We start from the raw sequence: 20,350 nt of genomic DNA, 5'->3' as shown, positions 1-20,350 counted from the left end.
GGGGGGATTGCAAGGGATGGCGATTGCTTCGCAATCGAACGGGGGCAAGCCCCCTCACCACACAAGCCCGCTCCCACAAAAAAATCACATCCGGAACACGCCGAAGCGGCTCGGTTCGATTGGCGCGTTCAACGACGCGGATAAGGCCAGGGCCAGTACGTCGCGGGTTTGGGCCGGGTCAATGACGCCGTCGTCCCACAGCCGTGCGCTGGAGTAGTAAGGGTGGCCTTGTTCTTCGTACTGATCGAGGATCGGTTGCTTGATTTGCGCTTCCTGTTCGGCGCTGAAACCCTGACCACTGCGTTCGGCCTGCTCGCGTTTGACCTGAACCAGCACGCCGGCAGCCTGCTCGGCGCCCATCACGCCGATGCGTGCATTCGGCCACATCCACAGGAAGCGCGGATCGTAAGCCCGCCCGCACATGCCATAGTTACCGGCGCCGAAGCTGCCGCCGATGATCACGGTGAATTTCGGCACCTTGGCACACGCCACGGCGGTCACCAGTTTGGCGCCGTGTTTGGCGATACCGCCGGCCTCGTATTTCTGGCCAACCATGAAGCCGGTGATGTTCTGCAGGAACAGCAATGGGATGCCGCGCTGGCAGGCCAGTTCGATAAAGTGCGCGCCTTTCTGCGCGGCTTCGGCGAACAAGATGCCATTGTTGGCGAGGATCGCGATCGGGTAACCGTGCAGGTGGGAAAAGCCGCAAACCAATGTAGTCCCGAACAACGCCTTGAACTCATCGAATACCGAACCGTCGACCAGTCGTGCAATCACTTCGCGCACGTCGAACGGCTGCTTGGCGTCGGCCGAGACCACGCCATACAACTCATCGCTACTGTAGAGCGGAGCAATCGGCGTGCGTTGTTGCAGTTCGCCGAGCTTGCGCCAATTGAGATTGGCAACGCTGCGTCGGGCGAGGGCGAGGGCGTGTTCATCGCTCTCGGCGTAATGGTCGGCGACCCCGGAAATCTTGCAGTGCACGTCGGCTCCGCCCAAATCTTCAGCACTGACCACTTCGCCGGTGGCCGCTTTCACCAGCGGCGGGCCAGCGAGGAAAATCGTTGCCTGATTACGCACCATGATCGCTTCGTCAGCCATCGCCGGTACGTAGGCGCCACCAGCCGTGCAGGAACCCATAACCACCGCAATCTGCGGAATGCCCATGGCGCTCATGTTGGCCTGGTTGAAGAAAATCCGCCCGAAATGCTCGCGGTCAGGAAACACTTCATCCTGACGTGGCAGGTTGGCACCGCCGGAGTCCACCAGGTAGATGCACGGCAAGCGGTTTTGCTGGGCGATGGTCTGGGCGCGCAGATGTTTTTTCACGGTCAGCGGGTAGTACGAGCCACCTTTCACCGTGGCGTCGTTGGCGACGATCATGCACTCGACGCCCTCCACGCGGCCGATCCCGGCAATCACGCCGGCCGCCGGAACGTCTTCGCCATACACCGCGTAGGCCGCCAGTTGGCTGATTTCCAGAAACGGTGAACCCGGATCGAGCAAACGATTGATCCGCTCGCGAGGCAGCAATTTGCCCCGCGACGTGTGGCGCTCTTGCGCCTTCGGGCCGCCACCTTGCTGCACTTGGGCGAGCAGGGTGTGCAGGTCGTCGACCTGTTTGAGCATCGCCGCGCTGTTGGCGGCGAACTCTGCCGAACGGGGGTTGAGCTGGGTATGCAGAATCATGGGGCTACTCCGTAGCAGCTTCGAGTTGCAAGCTACAAGCTACAAGTTGAAGCAAGAGCGCGGTCCTCTTGCAGCTTGGAACTTGCAGCTTGCCGCTGACGAAACTCATTTCGTTTCGTTGAAGAGTTCGCGACCGATCAGCATGCGTCGGATCTCGCTGGTGCCCGCGCCGATTTCATACAGCTTGGCGTCGCGCAGCAGACGACCGGCCGGAAATTCGTTGATGTAGCCGTTGCCGCCGAGAATCTGGATCGCGTCGAGCGCCATTTGTGTGGCGCGTTCGGCGCTATAGAGGATTACCCCGGCAGCGTCCTTGCGGGTGGTTTCGCTGCGCTCGCAGGCCTGGGCGACCGCGTAGAGGTAGGCGCGGCTGGCGTTGAGTTGGGTGTACATGTCGGCGACTTTGCCCTGGATCAGCTGGAATTCGCCGATGCTCTGGCCGAACTGCTTGCGGTCGTGGATGTACGGAACGATCAGGTCCATGCACGACTGCATGATCCCGGTCGGGCCGCCCGAGAGGACGACGCGCTCGTAATCGAGGCCGCTCATCAGCACTTTCACGCCGCCGTTGAGTACGCCGAGGATGTTTTCTTCCGGCACTTCGACGTCATCGAAGAACAGCTCGCAGGTGTTCGAGCCGCGCATGCCGAGCTTGTCGAACTTGTTGCTGCGGCTGAAGCCTTTCGAGTCACGCTCAACGATGAATGCGGTGATGCCATGGGGGCCTTTTTCCAGGTCGGTCTTGGCGTAGATCACGTAGGTGTTGGCGTCGGGGCCGTTGGTGATCCAGGTCTTGCTGCCGTTGAGCACGTACTTGTCGCCGCGTTTGTCGGCGCGCAGTTTCATCGAGACCACGTCGGAACCGGCATTCGGTTCGCTCATGGCCAGTGCGCCGATGTGCTCGCCGCTGATCAGTTTTGGCAGGTATTTGGTCTTCTGTTCGTGAGTGCCGTTGCGGTTGATCTGGTTGACGCAGAGGTTGGAATGCGCGCCGTAGGACAGCGCCACCGAGGCCGAGCCGCGGCTGATTTCTTCCATGATGACCACGTGGGCCAGGTAACCCAGGCCTGCGCCGCCGTACTCTTCCGGCACGGTGACGCCCAGCAGGCCCATGTCACCGAATTTGCGCCACAGGTCTGCGGGGAACAGGTTGTCGATGTCGATCTGAGCCGCGCGCGGGGCGATCTCTTTGGCGACGAAGGACTGAACCTGATCGCGCAGCATGTCGATGGTTTCACCGAGGGCAAAGTTCAGGGATGGATAGCTCATGGGTCACCTTTTGGCTTTTTTGTAGGGTTGGGAGGGCGTGGTTCGGCTCTCACCTTTACGTTAACGTAAGCTTGTGACGAATGGCTGTCAATCACCCTTTACGTTAACGTCAACTTGAGCGAGAGTAGGGCCAGTTCAAGATAGAAAAGCGGAGCAATCCTGTGGGAGCGCCCTGTGGTGAGGGGGCTTGCCCCCGTTTGAGTGCGTAGCACTCACAAAATTTTTTGGTGCATCGAAAGTTTTGGGGCTGCTTCGCAAACCCAACGGGGGCAAGCCCCCTCGCCACAGGCCGCTCCCACAGGTGACCGTCGCCAACCCATAAATAAAGACAATAGGGGTCGTCATGGATCAACCCAGTGCAAACCCGCAGCGCAGCTATACCCGTGGTTCCCAGGACAAAGCCTTGTTGGCAATGACCATCGGCGAGGCGTTCGATCACACCGTCGCGCAGTACCCGATCGGGGAAGCGCTGGTCGTGCGTCATCAACAGTTGCGCTACACCTGGCAGCAATTGGCCGACACCGTGGACCTGCACGCCAGAGCACTGCTGGCGCTGGGTTTGCAGACCGGCGATCGCCTCGGTATCTGGGCGCCGAACTGCGCGCAGTGGTGCATCAGCCAATTCGCCAGCGCGAAAATCGGCGTGATCCTGGTCAACATCAACCCGGCGTATCGCAGTTCTGAATTGGAGTACGTGTTGAAACAGTCCGGCTGCCAATGGCTGGTCTGCGCCGGGGCCTTCAAGACGTCCGACTATCACGGGATGCTGCAAGGATTGGTGCCAGAGTTGGCGGAGCAATCCATCGGCCAATTGCAGAGCGAACGCCTGCCGGACCTGCGTGGCGTCATCAGTCTGGACGCCTTGCCGCCCTCGGGTTTCCTGCCGTGGTCGCAACTTGCAGATCTTGCCGCCAGTGTCTCGGTCGAGCAGTTGAATGAACGTCAGCACAGCCTGCATTTCGATCAGCCGGTGAATATCCAGTACACCTCCGGCACTACCGGTTTCCCCAAAGGCGCGACCCTCAGTCACTACAACATTCTCAACAACGGTTACATGGTTGGCGAAAGCCTGGGTTTGACGGCCGATGATCGGCTGGTGATCCCGGTGCCGCTCTATCACTGTTTCGGCATGGTCATGGGCAACCTCGGCTGCGTGACCCACGGCAGCACGATGATCTACCCCAACGACGCATTCGATCCACTGTTGACCCTGACCACCGTCGCCGAAGAAAAAGCCACCGCGCTCTACGGCGTACCGACCATGTTCATTGCCATGCTCGATCAACCCCAACGCGGCGAATTCGATCTCTCCACCCTGCGCACCGGGATCATGGCTGGAGCGACCTGCCCGATCGAAGTGATGCGCCGGGTCATCAACGAGATGCACATGAGCGAAGTGCAGATTGCCTACGGCATGACGGAAACAAGTCCGGTGTCATTGCAGACCGGTCCGTCGGACGAGTTGGAATTGCGCGTCACCACCGTCGGCCGCACCCAGCCGCAACTGGAAAGCAAGATCATCGACGAGGCAGGTAACCTGGTGCCGCGTGGCACGATTGGCGAGCTGTGCACTCGGGGTTACAGCGTGATGCTCGGTTACTGGAAAAATCCGCAGGGTACCGCCGAAGCTATTGATCAGGCTGGCTGGATGCACACCGGTGACCTGGCGAGCATGAACGACGAGGGTTACGTGTGCATCGCCGGACGCAACAAGGACATGATCATCCGTGGCGGTGAGAATGTTTACCCACGGGAGCTGGAAGAGTTCTTCTTCACCCACCCGGCAATAGCGGATGTGCAGGTGATTGGCATTCCCTGCTCGCGCTACGGCGAGGAGATTGTTGCCTGGATCAAGTTTCACCCCGGCCACAGCGCGACCGAAGAAGAGCTGAAAACCTGGTGCAAGGCGCGCATCGCGCACTTCAAGACGCCGCGTTACTTCAAATTCGTGGAAGAGTTTCCGATGACCGTGACCGGCAAGATCCAGAAATTCCGGATGCGCGAGATCAGTATCGAGGAGTTCAAAGCGATACCGTAGGAGCTGCCGAAGGCTGCGATCTTTTGGGGGGGCGCAGAAGGCTCAGATCAAAAGATCGCAGGCTGCGCCAGTTCCTACAGGGGATTTGTGTCGGGTCAGTCGACAGCGAGGTTGAATGATAAATCGCCTTCGCGGGCAAGCCTCGTTCCTACAGGAGTCGGTTTTACTGAATCGCAGAAAGCACAAAGGGGAGCCGAAGCTCCCCTTTAATTTGTCGTTGCGCGTGCTCTTTTTTTATTATTGAGGGGCGGTCTATTGTTGTTTTTGGCAACCGTGGCCCTTTACTGCTGTTTTTGTCGACCCCCATCCGGGGTCAAGAGCAAACGTATTTTTTTGAGCGCTGATCTGCTTTTTCGCCAAGCGATCCAACCAGTTCGGGAGCTACCTGAAGGTAGTTTTATTGTTCTCTGCCCGGTTGCGGGTTACTCCGAAAAGCACCCTGAAAAGCACACCTTCTCCAAAAAAATCTGTTAGCTGCGTCTCTGCCGTGTTGTTCTTGTTATGTCAGAGTCGTTACGTCTTATTTTTATTAGGTTTGCTGCTTTTTATTCTTGTTATGCCATAGAGATAGCAGAAGCCGTGCCAAGTTTTTAAAAACCTTTAAATTCAATGGTTTGAGTTTTTTGTAGGGTTTTTCTCTCAATCAAAACTCAGCAATTTGTTTCCGTGTTACTCGTTTGTACCCGCACTCCAGACAATGCGGTAACACCCGGACACATCCGCCCACTCACTGGGCGCTGCGAGCCTTGGCCACGCGCGAACCGGTCGGGCGCCCCAGCACCGTGCAAATCTGTTGGCCCGCGAGAATCAAGGCGTCCAGGTCGATTCCGGTCTCGATTCCGAGGCCGTTGAGCAGGTACACCACGTCTTCGGTGGCGACGTTACCGCTGGCGCCCTTGGCATATGGGCAGCCGCCGAGGCCGGCGATAGAGCTGTCGAATACCGCGATGCCTTCCAGCAGACTGGCGTAGATATTGGCCATGGCCTGGCCGTAGGTGTCGTGGAAATGCCCGGCCAGTTTGTCCCGCGGCACATCGGCCGAGACCACCTCGAACATCCGGCGGGTAGCGCCAGCGGTGCCGGTGCCGATCGTGTCACCGAGCGAAACCTCGTAACAGCCCATGGCATAGAGCTCACGAGCCACCATCGCGACTTGTTCCGGCGCGACGTTACCTTCGTAAGGACAACCCAGCACACACGACACATAACCGCGCACGCTGACGCCGTGCTGTTTGGCGGCGTCCATGATCGGTACAAACCGCGCCAGGCTTTCGCTGATCGAGCAGTTGATGTTGCGCTGGGAAAACGCTTCGGAGGCGGCGGCGAACACCGCGACTTCCTTGACCCCGGCCGCGATGGCGTCTTCAAACCCGCGCAGGTTCGGCGCCAGTGCGCCATACGTCACGCCGGTCTTGCGCTGGATTTGCGCAAAAACCTCGGCGGAACCAGCCATTTGCGGCACCCACTTGGGCGAAACGAAACTGCCGACTTCTATATAGCCAAGGCCCGCAGCGCTCAAGGCGTCGACCAGTCGCACCTTGTCCGCGACGCTGATGGGCTGGGCTTCGTTTTGCAGACCGTCGCGGGGGCCGACTTCGATCAGGCGTACGTGGGTGGGAAGGGGCATGGCGGTTGACCTGTTCTTTGAATTCGTGGAGAACTCTGTGGGAGCGGGCTTGCTCGCGAAAACGTCAGGTCAGTCGACATCGATGTTGAATGACGTACCGCTTTCGCGAGCAAGCCCGCTCCCACAGGGGATTTTCGTAGGGCTACTGGACGGGCTGCTGGCTTTTGATCGTCTGCTCCAGCGCCTGGGTGCAGCGTTCCTGCGCGGTGTCCAGTTCCAGCTTCATTTGCTCAATGTCGAGCATTTGCTGTTCTAACTGATCACGCCGTTCGGCGATCTTGGTCAGCATGGTTTGCAGCTGTTTCTGATTGCCGCCGGTGGGGTCGTAGAGTTCGATCAGCTCGCGGCATTCGGCCAGTGAAAAACCGATGCGCTTGCCCCGCAGGATCAGCTTCAGGCTGACCTTGTCCCGGGGCGAATAGATGCGTTCCTGGCCACGGCGCTCGGGGCTGAGCAAACCTTGCTCTTCATAAAAGCGAATGGCCCGGGTGGTGATGTCGAGCTCGCGGGCGAGGTCGGAAATGCTGTAGGTCTGGCTGCTCATGGAAGCGCTCGAAGAAGGTCATGGCGCTAAGCTAATGTCAGGTTTACGTTTACGTCAAGGGGCATGCATCTATGGTGTTGCCGCTGGCCTCTTCGCGATCAAGCCCGCTCCCACAGGGGATCTCTGTAATACATAGACATTGTGGTCACTGAAGATCCAATGTGGGAGCGGGCTTGCTCGCGAAGAACGATAACGCGGTTCAAAGCCCTACGCCTTATCGAGCTTCTTCTCATGCGCCGTCACCTGCTGGCACAACTCGATCATCTGCTCGCGCATCCAGCGGTTGGCCGGGTCCTGGTCGGTGCTTTCGTGCCAATACAGGTGCGTTTCCACCGGTGGCACGTCGTTGACCGGCAGATTAAACGCGTGCAGTTCATGACGACGGGCGAAGCGCTCCGGCACGGTCATGACCATGTCGGTCTGCTGCAACACTTGCGACGCCATCAAATAATGCTGCGAGCGCAGGGCGATCTTGCGCTGAATTCCCATTTTTCCCAGCGCCAGGTCGACATGCCCCAGGCCACTGCGGCGGCTGGAAATGTGAATGTGGGTCAGTGACAGATAGTCATCAAGGGTGAATTTCTCTTTGGCCGCCAGCGGATGTCCCTTGCGCATGGCGCACACGTAACGGTCCTCCATCAACTTGACGTGACGCACTTGTGGGTCGGTGTTGAGCGGCGCATCCACCGCGAAGTCGAGGCGACCGGCCGCCAGTTCCTTGGTGGTCTCGCGGCGCTTGGACAGGAAGCTTTCGATGATCACCGCTGGCGCCAGACGACGCAGGCGCTGGAACAGTGCTGGCAGGATCACCGCTTCGGTGAGGTCGGTCATGCTGATGCGGTAGGTCTTGACTGCCTGCAACGGGTTGAAAATGCGGCTTTCCTGTACCGACACCCGTAGCAAAGAAAGGGCATGGCGCACCGGGCCGATGATGTTTTGCGCCATCGGTGTCGGCACCATGCCTTGGGCGGTGCGCACGAACAACGGGTCGTTAAAGGTCTCGCGCAGGCGAGCCAGAGCGTTCGAGACCGCAGGCTGAGTAATGCCGACAATCTGCCCGGCGCGGGTCAGGTTGGCTTCGGTATAGATCGCGTCGAAGACGATGAAAAGGTTGAGGTCGACCTTGCTCAGATTCATTACGCGGCTCTCTTGTTGTAGGGGCGTTTTTGGCCTTGATGATCAGCCGATCATATATCGGTGATGAATGTTAATACACGCCGAGAATAGGCTAGGTAAATTTTCGTAGCTGTTCTAGCATCGATTACATGACCTAAACAACCTCTCCCAAGAAGGTAGCTGCTCATGGATTTCGCTTATTCGCCCAAGGTTCAGGAACTGCGTGAGCGCGTGACCGCGTTCATGGACACCTACGTTTATCCCGCTGAAGCCGTGTTCGAGCGTCAGGTCGCCGAGGGTGATCGCTGGCAGCCGACCGCAATCATGGAAGAACTCAAACTCAAGGCCAAGGCCGAAGGGTTGTGGAATTTGTTTCTGCCTGAGTCCGAACTCGGCGCCGGCCTGACCAACCTCGAATACGCGCCCCTGGCGGAAATCATGGGCCGCTCGCTTCTGGGGCCTGAGCCGTTCAACTGCTCTGCGCCAGACACCGGCAACATGGAAGTGCTGGTGCGTTATGCCAACGAAGAACAGAAACAGCGTTATCTCGAACCGCTGTTGCGCGGCGAGATCCGTTCGGCATTCGCCATGACCGAGCCGGACGTAGCCTCGTCCGACGCCACCAACATGGCCGCCCGCGCCGTGCGTGATGGCGACGAGTGGGTGATCAATGGCAAAAAATGGTGGACCTCAGGCGCTTGCGACCCGCGCTGCAAGATCCTGATTTTCATGGGCCTGAGCAACCCCGACGCACCGCGTCATGCCCAGCACTCGATGATCCTGGTGCCGGTGGATGCACCGGGCGTGAAGATTGTCCGTCCGCTGCCGGTGTTCGGTTACGACGATGCGCCACACGGTCATGCCGAAGTGCTGTTTGAAAATGTACGGGTGCCGTACGAAAACGTCCTGTTGGGCGAAGGACGCGGCTTCGAAATTGCTCAGGGTCGCCTTGGCCCAGGCCGGATTCACCACTGCATGCGCTCAATCGGGATGGCCGAGCGTGCGCTGGAATTGATGTGCAAACGTGCGGTGAGCCGTACCGCATTCGGTAAACCGTTGGCGCGACTGGGCGGCAACATCGACAAGATCGCCGACTCGCGGATGGAAATCGACATGGCGCGGCTGCTGACGTTGAAGGCCGCCTACATGATGGACACGGTGGGCAACAAGATTGCCAAGAGCGAAATCGCCCAGATCAAGGTCGTTGCACCGAACGTAGCGTTGCGAGTGATCGATCGGGCGATCCAGATCCATGGCGGGGCAGGGGTGTCCAATGACTTCCCGCTGGCCTACATGTATGCCATGCAACGCACCCTGCGCCTGGCCGACGGTCCGGACGAAGTGCACCGCGCGGCGATCGGCAAGTTCGAGATCGGCAAGTACGTGCCGAAAGAGATGATGCGTAGCAGTCACTAAGACCGCGTCGCCCCCTTCGCGAGCAGGCTCGCTCCCACATTGGATTTGTGAACGCCACAGAACCTGTGGGAGCGAGCCTGCTCGCGAAGAGGCCTAAAGGCTCAACACATCAACATCAGGCTCAATAAACCCAAACCTCAACCCGCCGATTCTTGATCCGCCCCTCATCCGCGCTATTGGCCGCCACCGGCATCTCGGCACCAAAACCGCGAATCTCGCGAAACACCACGCCGCTTTTCACCAGTTCCCGCCGCACCGCCATCGCCCGTAACTTCGATAGCAGGTCGGCCCGCGCCGGATCGTTCTTGGCATCGCCAAACCCCACCAGCGTCACTTCACGGTTGGCCTTGTCGTGCTGCTTTATATAGTCGAGCACCCGAGACAGGTCCTGCCGGGCCTTGTTATCCAACGTCGCGCTGCCTTCTTCGAAGCGAAAATTTACCGTCAAGCGCTGGGCATGACGGCTCAAGGCCTGATAACCCTCGGGCATCAACGCATTCGGCGTGACGCTCATCGCTTGCACGGTCTGGGCGATAAACCCGTTGGCCGCGACAATCGCCTGGCCCTTGCTGCTTTGGGCGAACGCCACCAGCGCCTCGGCCCAAGGATTTTTCCCCGTCGGCGGTAGGTAAAAGAACAAACGGCGGGACAGCGGATAGTCCTCGGTCGCAATCAAACTATTTAGCGGCAACATCGCCTGGGATTGTCCGTCGACAATCGCCACGGCTTTGGCCTGGCGCACGTAGGGCAGACCGATGAAGCCGATGCCTTGCGGGTCCAGGCTGACAGCATCGGACAATTGCTCGCTGGATTCGAAACGTTTCGCCGAGCTGTTCAGCGTTTTCCCACGACGGCTGAGGACCAATTCCTTGAACGTATCGTAGGTGCCCGATTGATCATCCCGCGCGTAGAGGTGAATCGGCCCACCGCTGCCACCGACGTCTTCCCACGTCGCGGCCTCGCCACTGAAGATCCGGGCCAGTTGTTCGGTGTTGAGTTGATTCATCGGATTTTGTGGGTGCAGGATGATCGCCAGTCCATCGATGGCGATGACTTGCTCGGCAGCCGGACTTTTCAAGTCACCCAGTGCTTGCAGGTCCGCCAATTCGCTGTCCTTGATCGGGCGCGAGGAGGCGGCCAGATCGGCGGAGGCATTTTTCAGTGCCGTGAAACCGGTGCTCGAACCGTGGGCCGCGACCTCGACCACTACTCGGCGACCCTGGGCCGTTTGCCCGACGATGCGTTGTTCGTTGGCCTTGTCCGGCGTTTCGCTGTGAACCTTGAGCAGGCCTTGCTCCTGCATCAACCCTTCGACCAGCGCCGGCCCCAATGCGGCGCCAATCGTGTTGGAACCCTGGATGCGCAGCACCGGGCCGCGTTCGGGCGTCGGCATGGCAGCGGCAGAGACCGTCAGCCATCCACTCAATAGAAAAACGCACAGAACACGCAGGGTCATGCCGGCACCGAATCAAGCAAAGGGGATTGCCGGGGAGATTAAGTCAGGCGCATGACCAAAACATGACAGTGATTCAATGTAGAGGAGCCTTTGTGGCGAGGGGATTCATCCCCGCTCGGCTGCGAAGCAGTCGTGGAGTCTGTAAATCTGATTTGTCTGGAAGTATGCAGGGGCCGGCTTCGCCACCCAACGGGGATAAATCCCCTCGCCACAGGTCAGCCGACCAAAGAACCCCATTGTCAGAATGTGATTCTGTGGTGGCTTCAAGGTCAGGCCAGTTCAAGCCAGATCGGCGCATGGTCCGATGGTTTTTCCATCCCGCGCAGGTCGTAATCCACCCCGGCATCCTTCACCCGCGGCATCAAGCCGTGGGACGCCATGATCACGTCAATCCGCAGGCCGCGCTTGGGTTCGTCTTCAAAGCCGCGGCTGCGGTAGTCAAACCAGCTGAAACGGTCGGCCACGTCCGGGTTCAGGTGGCGGAAGCTGTCCACCAGACCCCAGTTCTTCAGGCGCGCCATCCACTCGCGTTCTTCCGGCAGGAAGCTGCACTTTCCGGTTTTCAGCCAGCGTTTCATATTGTCCGGGCCGATGCCGATGTCGCAGTCTTCCGGGGAAATATTCACATCACCCATCACCACGACAGGCTGGTCGTTGGTGAACTGGCTTTCCAGCAGGTGCTGCAAATCGTTGTAGAAGCGTTGTTTGGCCGGGAATTTGGTCGGGTGGTCGCGGCTTTCGCCCTGCGGGAAATAGCCGTTCATGATCGTCACCGGTACGCCATTGGCATCGGCGAACGTGCCCCAGATGAAACGCCGCTGAGCGTCTTCTTCATCGGTGGCGAAGCCTTTGTGCAGAGCAATCGGCTCTTGGCGCGAGAGCAGGGCGACGCCGTAATGGCCTTTTTGCCCGTGGAAATACACGTGGTAGCCCAGGGCCTGAACCTCGGCCAGCGGGAACTGGTCGTCGTGGACCTTGGTTTCCTGCAGGCCAATGACGTCCGGCTGGTGCTTCTCGATCAGCGCCGCCAGCTGATGCGGGCGAGCGCGCAGCCCGTTGATGTTGAAGGAGACGATCTTCATGGTCGGCAGTCCTGGCAAAAAGGCGATGCTAGCTGACATGTAGGAATGGGGCCAGTGTGGGGTGAGGGGATTCTTGTTTGGCGGTAGGGATGTGGCGGCAGAACCGGCGTCTTCGCGAGCAAGCCCGCTCCCACAGTAGATCGTGGTGCAGGCGCCTAATGTCTTCAGTCTGGTCTATACCTTGTGGGAGCGGCGGTGCGACGATTCGACTTGCCCGCGAAGACGGCTTAAGCAGCAACACTGATTCGGATCAGCAGGGAACTGTGCCAGCGCTATAGGCTCGTAACCAGAAGAGTGCCGTCATTTGAACGGTGCCCCGGGGAGAAATACCGTTATGCCTGAAACCTCGACCGCCATCGCCGATATCCACATGCTCGACAGCGGCTACTCCCGCGAAGCACGCTCCCTGCTGTACCAGGCTTACCGTCACGAGCCGACGTTCAGCTACTTATTCGAAGCCGAGCGCCCCGGATACGAACAGCGGGTGCGGGCGACGGTGCGTGAACTGGTCAAACAACACTTCCTCCAGGACCTGCCGGCCATCGGCCTGCTGGTCAACGACCGCTTGATCGGCATCGCCCTGATCGCGCCGCCGCAACGTCGCCTCGGCATCACCGAAAGCTGGGCCTGGCGCCTGCGCATGGTGCTCAGCACCGGTTTTCGCTGCACTCGACGCTACCTCGAATATCACGATGCCGTCACGGCGTGCGTACCGTCCGATGCGGTGCACGTGCTGCCATTGTTGGGGATTCACCCGCAATTCCAGGGCAAACACTTCGGCGAACAACTGCTGCAAGCGGTGCACAACTGGTGCGCGGTGGATGAGCACTCTGAGGGTGTGATCCTCGATACCGGGAATCCTCGTTATCTCGACTTCTATAAACGTCAGGGCTATGAGGAAATCGGCGAAGTGGCGGTAGGACCGATCCGTGAACACGTGTTTTTTCACGCCAATCCTCAGGTGTTACAAACCGCAACGGCATAAAGGTAGAACTTTCACGGCACCCCAGGCTCTATCAGGCTCCCAAGCTCGTGATAGCATCCGCGCCTATGAAGTTTCCAGGAAGATTTACCAGTGGCGTGCTCATGCTGTTATCCAGCTGCGCGGCGCTGGCGCAAAGTGAATTGGATGTGCGGATCAAACCGTCCAACGATGAACTGAAAGCCAATATAGAGGGCTATATCGGCAGCCTCGGCGATCGTGACGAAGAAGCGTTGCTGCGCTTCAGTCGTGGCGCCGAAGAACAGGCGCGCAAGGCCGCCCAGGCCTTGGGTTATTACCAGCCGCAAATCGACAGCGAAGTGAAGGGCGGCGAGAAGCCGCGCCTGACGCTGAAGATCGACCCCGGCGAACCGATCCATTTGCGCAACGTCACCGTGCGCATCGACGGCCCGGCCGCGTCCCTCAAATCCTTTCGAGTGCCCAACAGCGACACGCTCAAACCCGGCGCCGTGCTCAATCATGGCCATTACGAAGACGCCAAGCGCCTGATCCAGAACCAGGCCTCGCGTTTCGGCTTTTTCAGTGGCCGTTTCACCAGCCAAAAGCTGTTGGTGGACCCGCGTGCCGGTGTGGCGGACGTCGAACTGATCTACGACAGCGGCCCGCGCTACGCCCTCGGCAAGGTCACTTTTGAAGGCGACACGCCGTTCGACGAAGACTTGCTGCAACGCATGGTGCCGTTCAAGGCCGGTGCGCCGTATGACTCCGAACTGATCGCCGAACTCAACCAGGCCCTGCAATCGAGCGGCTATTTCGAGGGCGTGCGGGTGGACGCGGCACCCACCGCCTCCAAGGACGATGTGATCCCGGTGGCGGTCAAGCTCGACACCCGCAAGCCGCGAACCATGGGCCTGGGCTTGGGCTACTCCACCGACGTCGGCCCGCGGATCAAGGCTAACTGGACCCGACACTGGGTCAACCCGCAGGGCGACAGCTATGGCTGGGAAGCTGAACTGTCGGCGCCACGGCAGAACGTCGGGGTGTTCTACGACATCCCGCTCGACCCACCGCTGACCGACAAGTTGCGCTGGGCCGCCGGCTATCAATATGAAGACATCGACGGCTCTGACACCCAGAGCAAGCTGCTGACCCTCGGCCCGGAATGGCACAGCAAGCTGCCCAGCGGCTGGCAGCGGGTGGTCTCGCTCAAATGGCAGCGCGAGGAATATACCCTCGGCGATGACTCGGGCTTGAGCACATTGCTGATGCCCGGCGTCAGCTATTCGTACCTCAAAAGCGATAACCGCATCGACCCGCACAACGGCTATCGCCTGACGTTCGAAACCAAAGTTGCCAAGGAAGGGCTGGGCTCGGACACCAACCTGGTTTACGGCACCGCGCTGATCAAAGGCTTGACCACGGTTTTCGATAACCACCGTTTCCTCGCTCGGCTGCAGGTGGGTGGCAGTGCTACCAACGGCTATAAGTCCGTGCCGCCGTCCCTGCGTTTCTTTGCCGGTGGCGATCAGAGCGTGCGCGGTTACGACTATCAGAGCCTGTCCCCGGAAAACTCCGAGGGCGACCGCATCGGTGGCCGTTACATGGTCGCTGGCAGCGTCGAGTATCAATACTCCATCGCCGAGAAATGGCGGATCGCGACTTTCGTCGACCAAGGCAACTCCTTCAACACCCTCGAACTGCCGAACCTCAAGACCGGCGTCGGTATCGGCATCCGTTGGGTCTCGCCTGTGGGGCCGCTGCGCCTCGACCTGGCCCATGCGCTGGACGATGACGGCGGCATTCGACTGCACTTTTCCATGGGGCCTGAGCTGTGAATCGTGGTTTGAAAATAACGCTGCTGGCGATTCTGGCGCTGCTGATGCTGGTCATCCTGGCGGTGGCCACGGTGCTGGGTACGGCGACGGGCAGTCGCTGGGCACTGGGGTTTGTGCCGGGGTTGACCGTGGAGAATTTCCAGGGCCGTTTGGGCGGCCAGTGGAGCGCCGATCATCTGCTGTGGCAGCAGGGCAGCAGCCGGGTTGAACTGAATAAAGTGATCTTCGCCTGGTCGCCGCTTTGCCTGACGCGCATGACCCTGTGCATCGAGCAATTGCAGGCCGATCAGGTCAGCCTGCAATTCCCGCCGAGTACTGAAGAAGCGAGCAGCGGCCCGATCAAACTCCCTGATTTGAAACTGCCGGTGGCGATTGAACTCGGTGACGTCAAAGTCGGCAGCCTGCTGTTCAACGGCAGCGAAGAGCTCAGGGGCCTGCAACTGGCGGCGCACTGGACGGCCAAAGGGTTGCAGATCGACTCGGTGCAATTGCAACGTGACGACCTGAGCCTGAACCTCTCCGGCCTGCTGCAACCCGGCGGCAACTGGCCGCTGACCGCTGAAGGCACGCTGACGATGTCGACGCCCGCGCCTTGGGTACTGGCCTTGAAAGTTGACGGCGACCTGCTGAAAATCCTGAACCTTAAGGCCGACAGCAGCGGCTACCTGAACGGGCAATTGACCGGCGAGCTGCAACCGCTGGTGGACAACCTGCCGGCCAAGGTGCGAATCACCGCCGACGGCTTCAAGCCCGGCGACGATCTGCCGGACACCCTGCAACTCAATCAACTGGAACTCACTGGCGACGGCGACCTGAAAAACGGTTACCAATTGTTCGGCAAAGCGACGCTGCCCGCCGAGAAAGGCCCGGTCGCGCTATTGCTGCAAGGCAAGGTCGACGCCAAGGGCGCGCAGATTGCCGGCCTCGACCTGACCGCCAACGACAAGCAAAGCCTGAAACTCACCGGCAACCTAGACTGGAGCAAAGGTTTCAGCGCCGAGGCAAAAATCGACTGGCTGGACTTTCCGTGGCATCGGCTTTATCCGCTAATCGACGAACCGCAAGTCGCGTTGCGCAGCTTCAACGGCGAAGTCTCCTACACCGACGGCAAATACCTCGGTAACTTCAAAGCCGCGCTGGATGGCCCGGCGGGGGCCTTCAGCCTGAGCAGCCCGTTCAGCGGCGATCTGACGAAAATCTACCTGCAACAATTCCAACTCGAAGCCGGGCAGGGCAAGGCCGAAGGCCACCTGAACCTGCAATTCGCCGATGGCATCGCCTGGGACACCGCGCTGGACCTGTCGGCGATCAACCCGGCGTACTGGATGGCGGAACTGCCGGGCACACTGGCCGGGCCGTTGCGCAGTAAAGGCGAGATGAAGAATGAAAAGCTCAGCCTGACTGCCGATCTCGATTTGAAAGGCAAACTGCGCGGCCAACCAGCGGTGATCCAGGCCAAGGCTGATGGCGGCGGCGAGCAATGGAACCTCAGTGCCTTGCAGATTCGCCTTGGCGACAACAGCATCAACGGCAAGGGCAGCCTGCAACAGAAACTCGCCGGGCAGATCGATATCAAGTTGCCGCGACTGGCCCAACTCTGGCCGCAACTGCGCGGCCAGCTCAATGGTCGGGTCGATGTCGCCGGCACGCTCAAGGCGCCGCAAGGCAAGCTCGGGTTGCAAGGTTCGCAACTGGCCTTCCAGGATAATCGCCTGCAAAGCCTCAATCTCGATGCCACCCTCGACGGCGCCCAACGGGCGAAGATCGACCTCAAGGGCAGCGGCATCCAGGCCGGCGACACCTCGCTGGGCACCCTGACGGCTAGTGGCCAGGGCGATATCAAGAACCAGAAACTCAGCCTCGACCTGCAAGGGCCGAAGCTGAAACTGGCGCTCGGGCTGGACGGCGCACTGGACAAGGGCAATTGGCGCGGGCGCCTGGCCAGCGGCGATATCCAGGCCGGCGGTCAGGACTGGAAGCTGCAAGGCCCGGCGAAGCTTGAACGACTGGCGGACGGCAAAATCAATTTCGGCGCCCATTGCTGGATGTCGGGTGACGCCAGTTTGTGCGGCGAAGACCAGCGCCTGATGCCTGAACCGAAGCTGCGTTATCACCTCAAGCAATTCCCGATCGACAGCCTCGCCCAATGGTTGCCGAAGGATTTCGCCTGGCAGGGCAAGCTTAACGCCGACCTGCAACTCGACCTGCCGGCCAGCGGCCCGAACGGTCAGATCAGCATTGACGCCAGCGGCGGCACCTTGCGCATGAAAGAGAAAGATCAGTGGCTGGACTTCCCCTACCAGACCCTGAAACTCACCAGCAAACTCACGCCCAAGCGCATCGACACCGACCTCAACTTCGTCGGCGGCAAGTTGGGCGAATTGATGGTGCAGGCGCAAATCAACCCGTTGCCGAAGAACAAACCGCTGACTGGCTCGTTCCGCCTCAATGGCCTGGACCTGTCGGTGGCCCGGCCGTTTGTGCCGATGGTCGAGAAACTCACCGGCCGCTTGAATGGCAGCGGCACGCTCTCCGGCGGGTTGCTGGCGCCGCTGGTCAACGGCAACCTCGTGCTCAGCGATGGCGAAGTATCCGGGGCTGAATTGCCCATCAGCCTCGAGGCCTTGCAGCTTCAAGCGGTGATCGCCGGCGAAACCGTGCAATTGAATGGCGGCTGGAAAAGCGGCAAGACCGGGCAGGGCAGCTTGAACGGCAACATCGCTTGGGGTCAGGCGCTGGTCGTCGACCTGTCGCTCAAAGGCACGCAATTGCCGGTCAGCGTTGAGCCCTACGCCAAGCTCGAAGTGGCGCCGGACCTGAAAATTTCGATGAAGGGCGATGAGCTGTCTATCGCCGGCAAAGTGCTGGTGCCCAAGGGTGAAATCACCGTGCGCGAGTTGCCGCCGTCGACGGTCAAGGTCTCTGATGACACGATCATCGTCGGTGCGCAAACCGAGGATGGCAAGCCACCGATTGCCATGAAAATGGACATCGATGTGGTGGTCGGTGACGACAAACTTGCCTTCGCCGGTTTTGGCCTGACCGCGAATGTGCAAGGTCATGTGCACATCGGCGACAACATGGACACTCGCGGCGAGCTCTGGCTCAACGACGGTCGTTATCGCGCCTACGGCCAGCGCCTGACGGTGCGTCGGGCACGCCTGCTGTTCGCAGGTCCCATCGATCAACCGTACCTGGACATCGAAGCCATTCGCCAGACCGACGATGTGATCGCCGGTATACGCCTGAGCGGCAGCGCCGAACAGCCAACCACGCAAATCTTCTCAGAGCCAGCCATGAGCCAGGAACAGGCATTGTCCTATCTGGTGTTGGGACGTCCATTGAGCACCACCGGCGAAGACAACAACATGCTCGCCCAAGCGGCCCTCGGGTTGGGGTTGATGGGCAGCTCCGGGGTGACCAGTGGCTTGGCCAAGGACTTGGGCATTCAAGACTTCCAGCTCGACACCCAAGGCAGCGGCAACACCACCAGCGTGGTGGCCAGCGGCAATATCTCCGAGAAGCTCAGCTTGCGTTATGGGGTCGGCGTGTTCGAGCCGGCCAACACCATTGCGCTGCGCTACAAGCTGAGCAAGAAGGTTTATCTCGAAGCGGCCAGTGGCGTCGCCAGCTCGCTGGATATCTTCTACAAGCGCGATTTCTAAAGGCGTCGCGAAGAGCCGGAGCGCAACGCTGCGATCCGGCTTTTGCAGAATGTATTAGACTCACCGCAGCTCGAAAGCTGCGCGGTTTGCGGCTGTCCGAAGAGAACAGGGACGCCTATGGTTCGCTTGAGTATGGTCTTGCTGGGTAATGACTTTGTCCGCAAGCGTTGGTCAGCGCTGGCGCTGACCGGCATCGTCTGGGGCGCGGCCGGCGTGGCTATCTTCATCGACGCACTGGACGGCGTTTTGTATTTTCCGCTGCATGTCTTCGGCTATCTGTTGTTGCTCGAAGCCCTGATCATTCTGTTTGTACCGGCACCACAAACCGGAACCGCCGCGGCTTTGCGCAAATCGCGCGGTTTGGTTTTCCTGTTGCTGGGGCTGCTGATCATCGACAGGCAACATGCTGCCAGCCTGATTCTGGCGGTGCTGTTTGGCGGGGCTTTCATGCTCGATGGCGTCTTTCGCCTGGCAGCGGCGGTGGTCGTGCGTTTTGTCGGTTGGCAAGTGTCGCTGCTGACGGGGTTGTTCGAAATCGGCTTTGGCGTGTTCATCCTTGAGCCGTACCCGACGCTTTATAAAGGCACGGTGCCGTTTTGCATTGGCATGAGCATTTTTCTCTCGGGTTGCGCCTTGTTGCGGCAGTCCGTGCGTTTCAAAAACTGGCAGTCGCCGGTCAGCCCCTTTTCCGTCAGTGCACCGGCTCCCAGCGCTGCGCTGGTGATTCACGTCTGGACACCGAGTGGCACGGTTGACGACACACTGGTGCGCAACCGGTTGCTCAACCGCTATATCGCAGCGGTCGACATCAACGGCGTGATCTCCGCCGGGCACGCGGCACTGGAATGTGGCCCGGACATCTACATCAGCCATTACCCGCTAGATGACATTGATCGTTCGGCGGGGGATTTCGTGCGCTTGCTGCGGGCGACGCCGAACAACGATGTTGCCGGCCGGTTTCTGCCTGACTATGCGGAGGAGGTGGCTGACTGGTGTCCGTCTTCGGTGCAGGTCAGTTTTGCCCACTACGACGCCCGACGACTCAATGCGTTCTGGGCGCAATATCGGCAGAACAGCACTTACAACCTGACCAGCCGCAATTGTTCCAGTGCCGTCGCCCATAGCCTCGAAGCGGCGCTTGAAGGGGCGATGAATCGAGGCCATTCGAGCATGCGCGATTTCGCTCGAGTGATCTTCAGCCCCGAGTTCTGGGTGGCGGCGCAGGTGCGCAAGCGCGCCGAGGTGATGGCCTGGACGCCAGGGCTGGTGCTCGACTACGCGCGGGCGTTGCACGCGGCCATCGAACCGGCACCGCCGGGCTGGCATGGCCTGTACGCGGGGGCCAAACGTGCCTGCGGGTATGTGGCCACTGCCTTGCGTGGGCGCGAGGTGCATCCTGTGCAACCGCCGCCTGTGCATCCTTCCGACAAGTCCTGACCGAACTTACACCGCATCGCGGCCTTCGCGAGCAGGCTCGCTCCCACATTGGATCTCTGAGCGGCACAGAATTTGTGTCCGCTGGAGATCTCCTGTGGGAGCGAGCCTGCTCGCGAAAGCATCCGCGTGCGCGCCACAAAACCCCAGTCCACTGATCAGCTAAATACAAAGCATCCTAACTATTACGTTGACATTCGCTGCCTAGGCAGTAACATCTCGACATACATTCTCTG

General features: G+C 59.9%; 13 protein-coding genes. 6 read left to right on the top strand and 7 right to left on the bottom strand.

The genetic code is table 11. The annotated features are described in order from the left end of the window. Positions 1-84: 84 nt before the first annotated feature. Together JFT87_RS22515 and JFT87_RS22510 are read right to left on the bottom strand one after the other, a co-directional pair. Positions 85-1,689, bottom strand: coding sequence for a carboxyl transferase domain-containing protein (locus tag JFT87_RS22515; RefSeq protein WP_201204662.1), 1,605 nt, complete (start codon positions 1,687-1,689; stop codon positions 85-87). A gap of 105 nt (positions 1,690-1,794) precedes the next feature. Next, positions 1,795-2,958 carry an isovaleryl-CoA dehydrogenase gene (locus JFT87_RS22510; RefSeq protein ID WP_201204661.1) on the bottom strand — a complete coding sequence of 388 codons (1,164 nt, stop codon included), beginning with the start codon at positions 2,956-2,958 and terminating at the stop codon, positions 1,795-1,797. Positions 2,959-3,301: 343 nt separating this feature from the next. Here JFT87_RS22510 and JFT87_RS22505 point away from each other — a divergent pair, with 343 nt between their 5' ends. Continuing rightward, positions 3,302-4,996, top strand: coding sequence for an AMP-binding protein (locus JFT87_RS22505; RefSeq protein WP_201204660.1), 1,695 nt, complete (start codon positions 3,302-3,304; stop codon positions 4,994-4,996). Positions 4,997-5,723: 727 nt separating this feature from the next. Here JFT87_RS22505 and JFT87_RS22500 read toward each other — a convergent pair. From JFT87_RS22500 to JFT87_RS22490, 3 genes are all read right to left on the bottom strand, one after another. Next, positions 5,724-6,623 carry a hydroxymethylglutaryl-CoA lyase gene (locus JFT87_RS22500; protein WP_201204659.1) on the bottom strand — a complete coding sequence of 300 codons (900 nt, stop codon included), beginning with the start codon at positions 6,621-6,623 and terminating at the stop codon, positions 5,724-5,726. Between the two features lie 142 nt (positions 6,624-6,765). Beyond that, positions 6,766-7,167, bottom strand: coding sequence for a MerR family transcriptional regulator (locus JFT87_RS22495; protein ID WP_133838710.1), 402 nt, complete (start codon positions 7,165-7,167; stop codon positions 6,766-6,768). Positions 7,168-7,374: 207 nt separating this feature from the next. Then, positions 7,375-8,304 carry a LysR family transcriptional regulator gene (locus tag JFT87_RS22490; protein ID WP_201204658.1) on the bottom strand — a complete coding sequence of 310 codons (930 nt, stop codon included), beginning with the start codon at positions 8,302-8,304 and terminating at the stop codon, positions 7,375-7,377. 165 nt (positions 8,305-8,469) lie between these two features. Between JFT87_RS22490 and JFT87_RS22485 the strand changes: the two genes are divergently transcribed. After that, entirely contained in the window at positions 8,470-9,699 is a 1,230-nt protein-coding gene (locus tag JFT87_RS22485; protein ID WP_201204657.1) for an acyl-CoA dehydrogenase, read from the top strand. A gap of 121 nt (positions 9,700-9,820) precedes the next feature. Here the strand turns inward: JFT87_RS22485 and JFT87_RS22480 are convergent, their stop codons facing one another. After that, complete coding sequence (locus tag JFT87_RS22480; protein WP_201204656.1) at positions 9,821-11,155, bottom strand: substrate-binding domain-containing protein; 1,335 nt, start codon at positions 11,153-11,155, stop codon at positions 9,821-9,823. Between the two features lie 269 nt (positions 11,156-11,424). After that, entirely contained in the window at positions 11,425-12,237 is an 813-nt protein-coding gene (gene xthA, locus JFT87_RS22475; protein WP_201204654.1) for an exodeoxyribonuclease III, read from the bottom strand. 334 nt (positions 12,238-12,571) lie between these two features. On the opposite strand from xthA, the gene JFT87_RS22470 reads away from it, so the two are divergent. From JFT87_RS22470 to JFT87_RS22455, 4 genes are all read left to right on the top strand, one after another. Then, the gene (locus JFT87_RS22470) at positions 12,572-13,222 is read left to right on the top strand and encodes a GNAT family N-acetyltransferase (protein WP_201204652.1); all 651 of its coding nucleotides are present in this window, start codon (positions 12,572-12,574) and stop codon (positions 13,220-13,222) included. Positions 13,223-13,287: 65 nt separating this feature from the next. Next, positions 13,288-15,015 carry an autotransporter assembly complex protein TamA gene (locus tag JFT87_RS22465; RefSeq protein ID WP_201204650.1) on the top strand — a complete coding sequence of 576 codons (1,728 nt, stop codon included), beginning with the start codon at positions 13,288-13,290 and terminating at the stop codon, positions 15,013-15,015. Further along, the gene (locus JFT87_RS22460; RefSeq protein WP_201204648.1) at positions 15,012-18,680 is read left to right on the top strand and encodes a translocation/assembly module TamB domain-containing protein; all 3,669 of its coding nucleotides are present in this window, start codon (positions 15,012-15,014) and stop codon (positions 18,678-18,680) included. Before JFT87_RS22465 ends, JFT87_RS22460 begins: the two co-directional genes overlap by 4 nt. Positions 18,681-18,797: 117 nt before the next feature. Further along, on the top strand, positions 18,798-20,117 hold the full coding sequence (locus JFT87_RS22455) for a DUF308 domain-containing protein (RefSeq protein WP_201204646.1): 1,320 nt from the start codon (positions 18,798-18,800) through the stop codon (positions 20,115-20,117). The last annotated feature ends 233 nt before the right edge of the window (positions 20,118-20,350 follow it).

Origin of the sequence: Pseudomonas sp. TH15, from assembly GCF_016651105.1 — a bacterium.
GTDB lineage: Bacteria > Pseudomonadota > Gammaproteobacteria > Pseudomonadales > Pseudomonadaceae > Aquipseudomonas.
Note: the sequence above shows the minus strand (reverse complement) of the source record. Positions and strands in the feature narration are given on the sequence as shown.

Bases quoted from the DNA above. Each gene is read 5' to 3' on its own strand.
- JFT87_RS22515 (WP_201204662.1), bottom strand. From the start codon at position 1,689: ATGATTCTGCATACCCAGCTCAACCCCCGTTCGGCAGAGTTCGCCGCC.
- JFT87_RS22510 (WP_201204661.1), bottom strand. From the start codon at position 2,958: ATGAGCTATCCATCCCTGAACTTTGCCCTCGGTGAAACCATCGACATG.
- JFT87_RS22505 (WP_201204660.1), top strand. From the start codon at position 3,302: ATGGATCAACCCAGTGCAAACCCGCAGCGCAGCTATACCCGTGGTTCC.
- JFT87_RS22500 (WP_201204659.1), bottom strand. From the start codon at position 6,623: ATGCCCCTTCCCACCCACGTACGCCTGATCGAAGTCGGCCCCCGCGAC.
- JFT87_RS22495 (WP_133838710.1), bottom strand. From the start codon at position 7,167: ATGAGCAGCCAGACCTACAGCATTTCCGACCTCGCCCGCGAGCTCGAC.
- JFT87_RS22490 (WP_201204658.1), bottom strand. From the start codon at position 8,304: ATGAATCTGAGCAAGGTCGACCTCAACCTTTTCATCGTCTTCGACGCG.
- JFT87_RS22485 (WP_201204657.1), top strand. From the start codon at position 8,470: ATGGATTTCGCTTATTCGCCCAAGGTTCAGGAACTGCGTGAGCGCGTG.
- JFT87_RS22480 (WP_201204656.1), bottom strand. From the start codon at position 11,155: ATGACCCTGCGTGTTCTGTGCGTTTTTCTATTGAGTGGATGGCTGACG.
- xthA (WP_201204654.1), bottom strand. From the start codon at position 12,237: ATGAAGATCGTCTCCTTCAACATCAACGGGCTGCGCGCTCGCCCGCAT.
- JFT87_RS22470 (WP_201204652.1), top strand. From the start codon at position 12,572: ATGCCTGAAACCTCGACCGCCATCGCCGATATCCACATGCTCGACAGC.
- JFT87_RS22465 (WP_201204650.1), top strand. From the start codon at position 13,288: ATGAAGTTTCCAGGAAGATTTACCAGTGGCGTGCTCATGCTGTTATCC.
- JFT87_RS22455 (WP_201204646.1), top strand. From the start codon at position 18,798: ATGGTTCGCTTGAGTATGGTCTTGCTGGGTAATGACTTTGTCCGCAAG.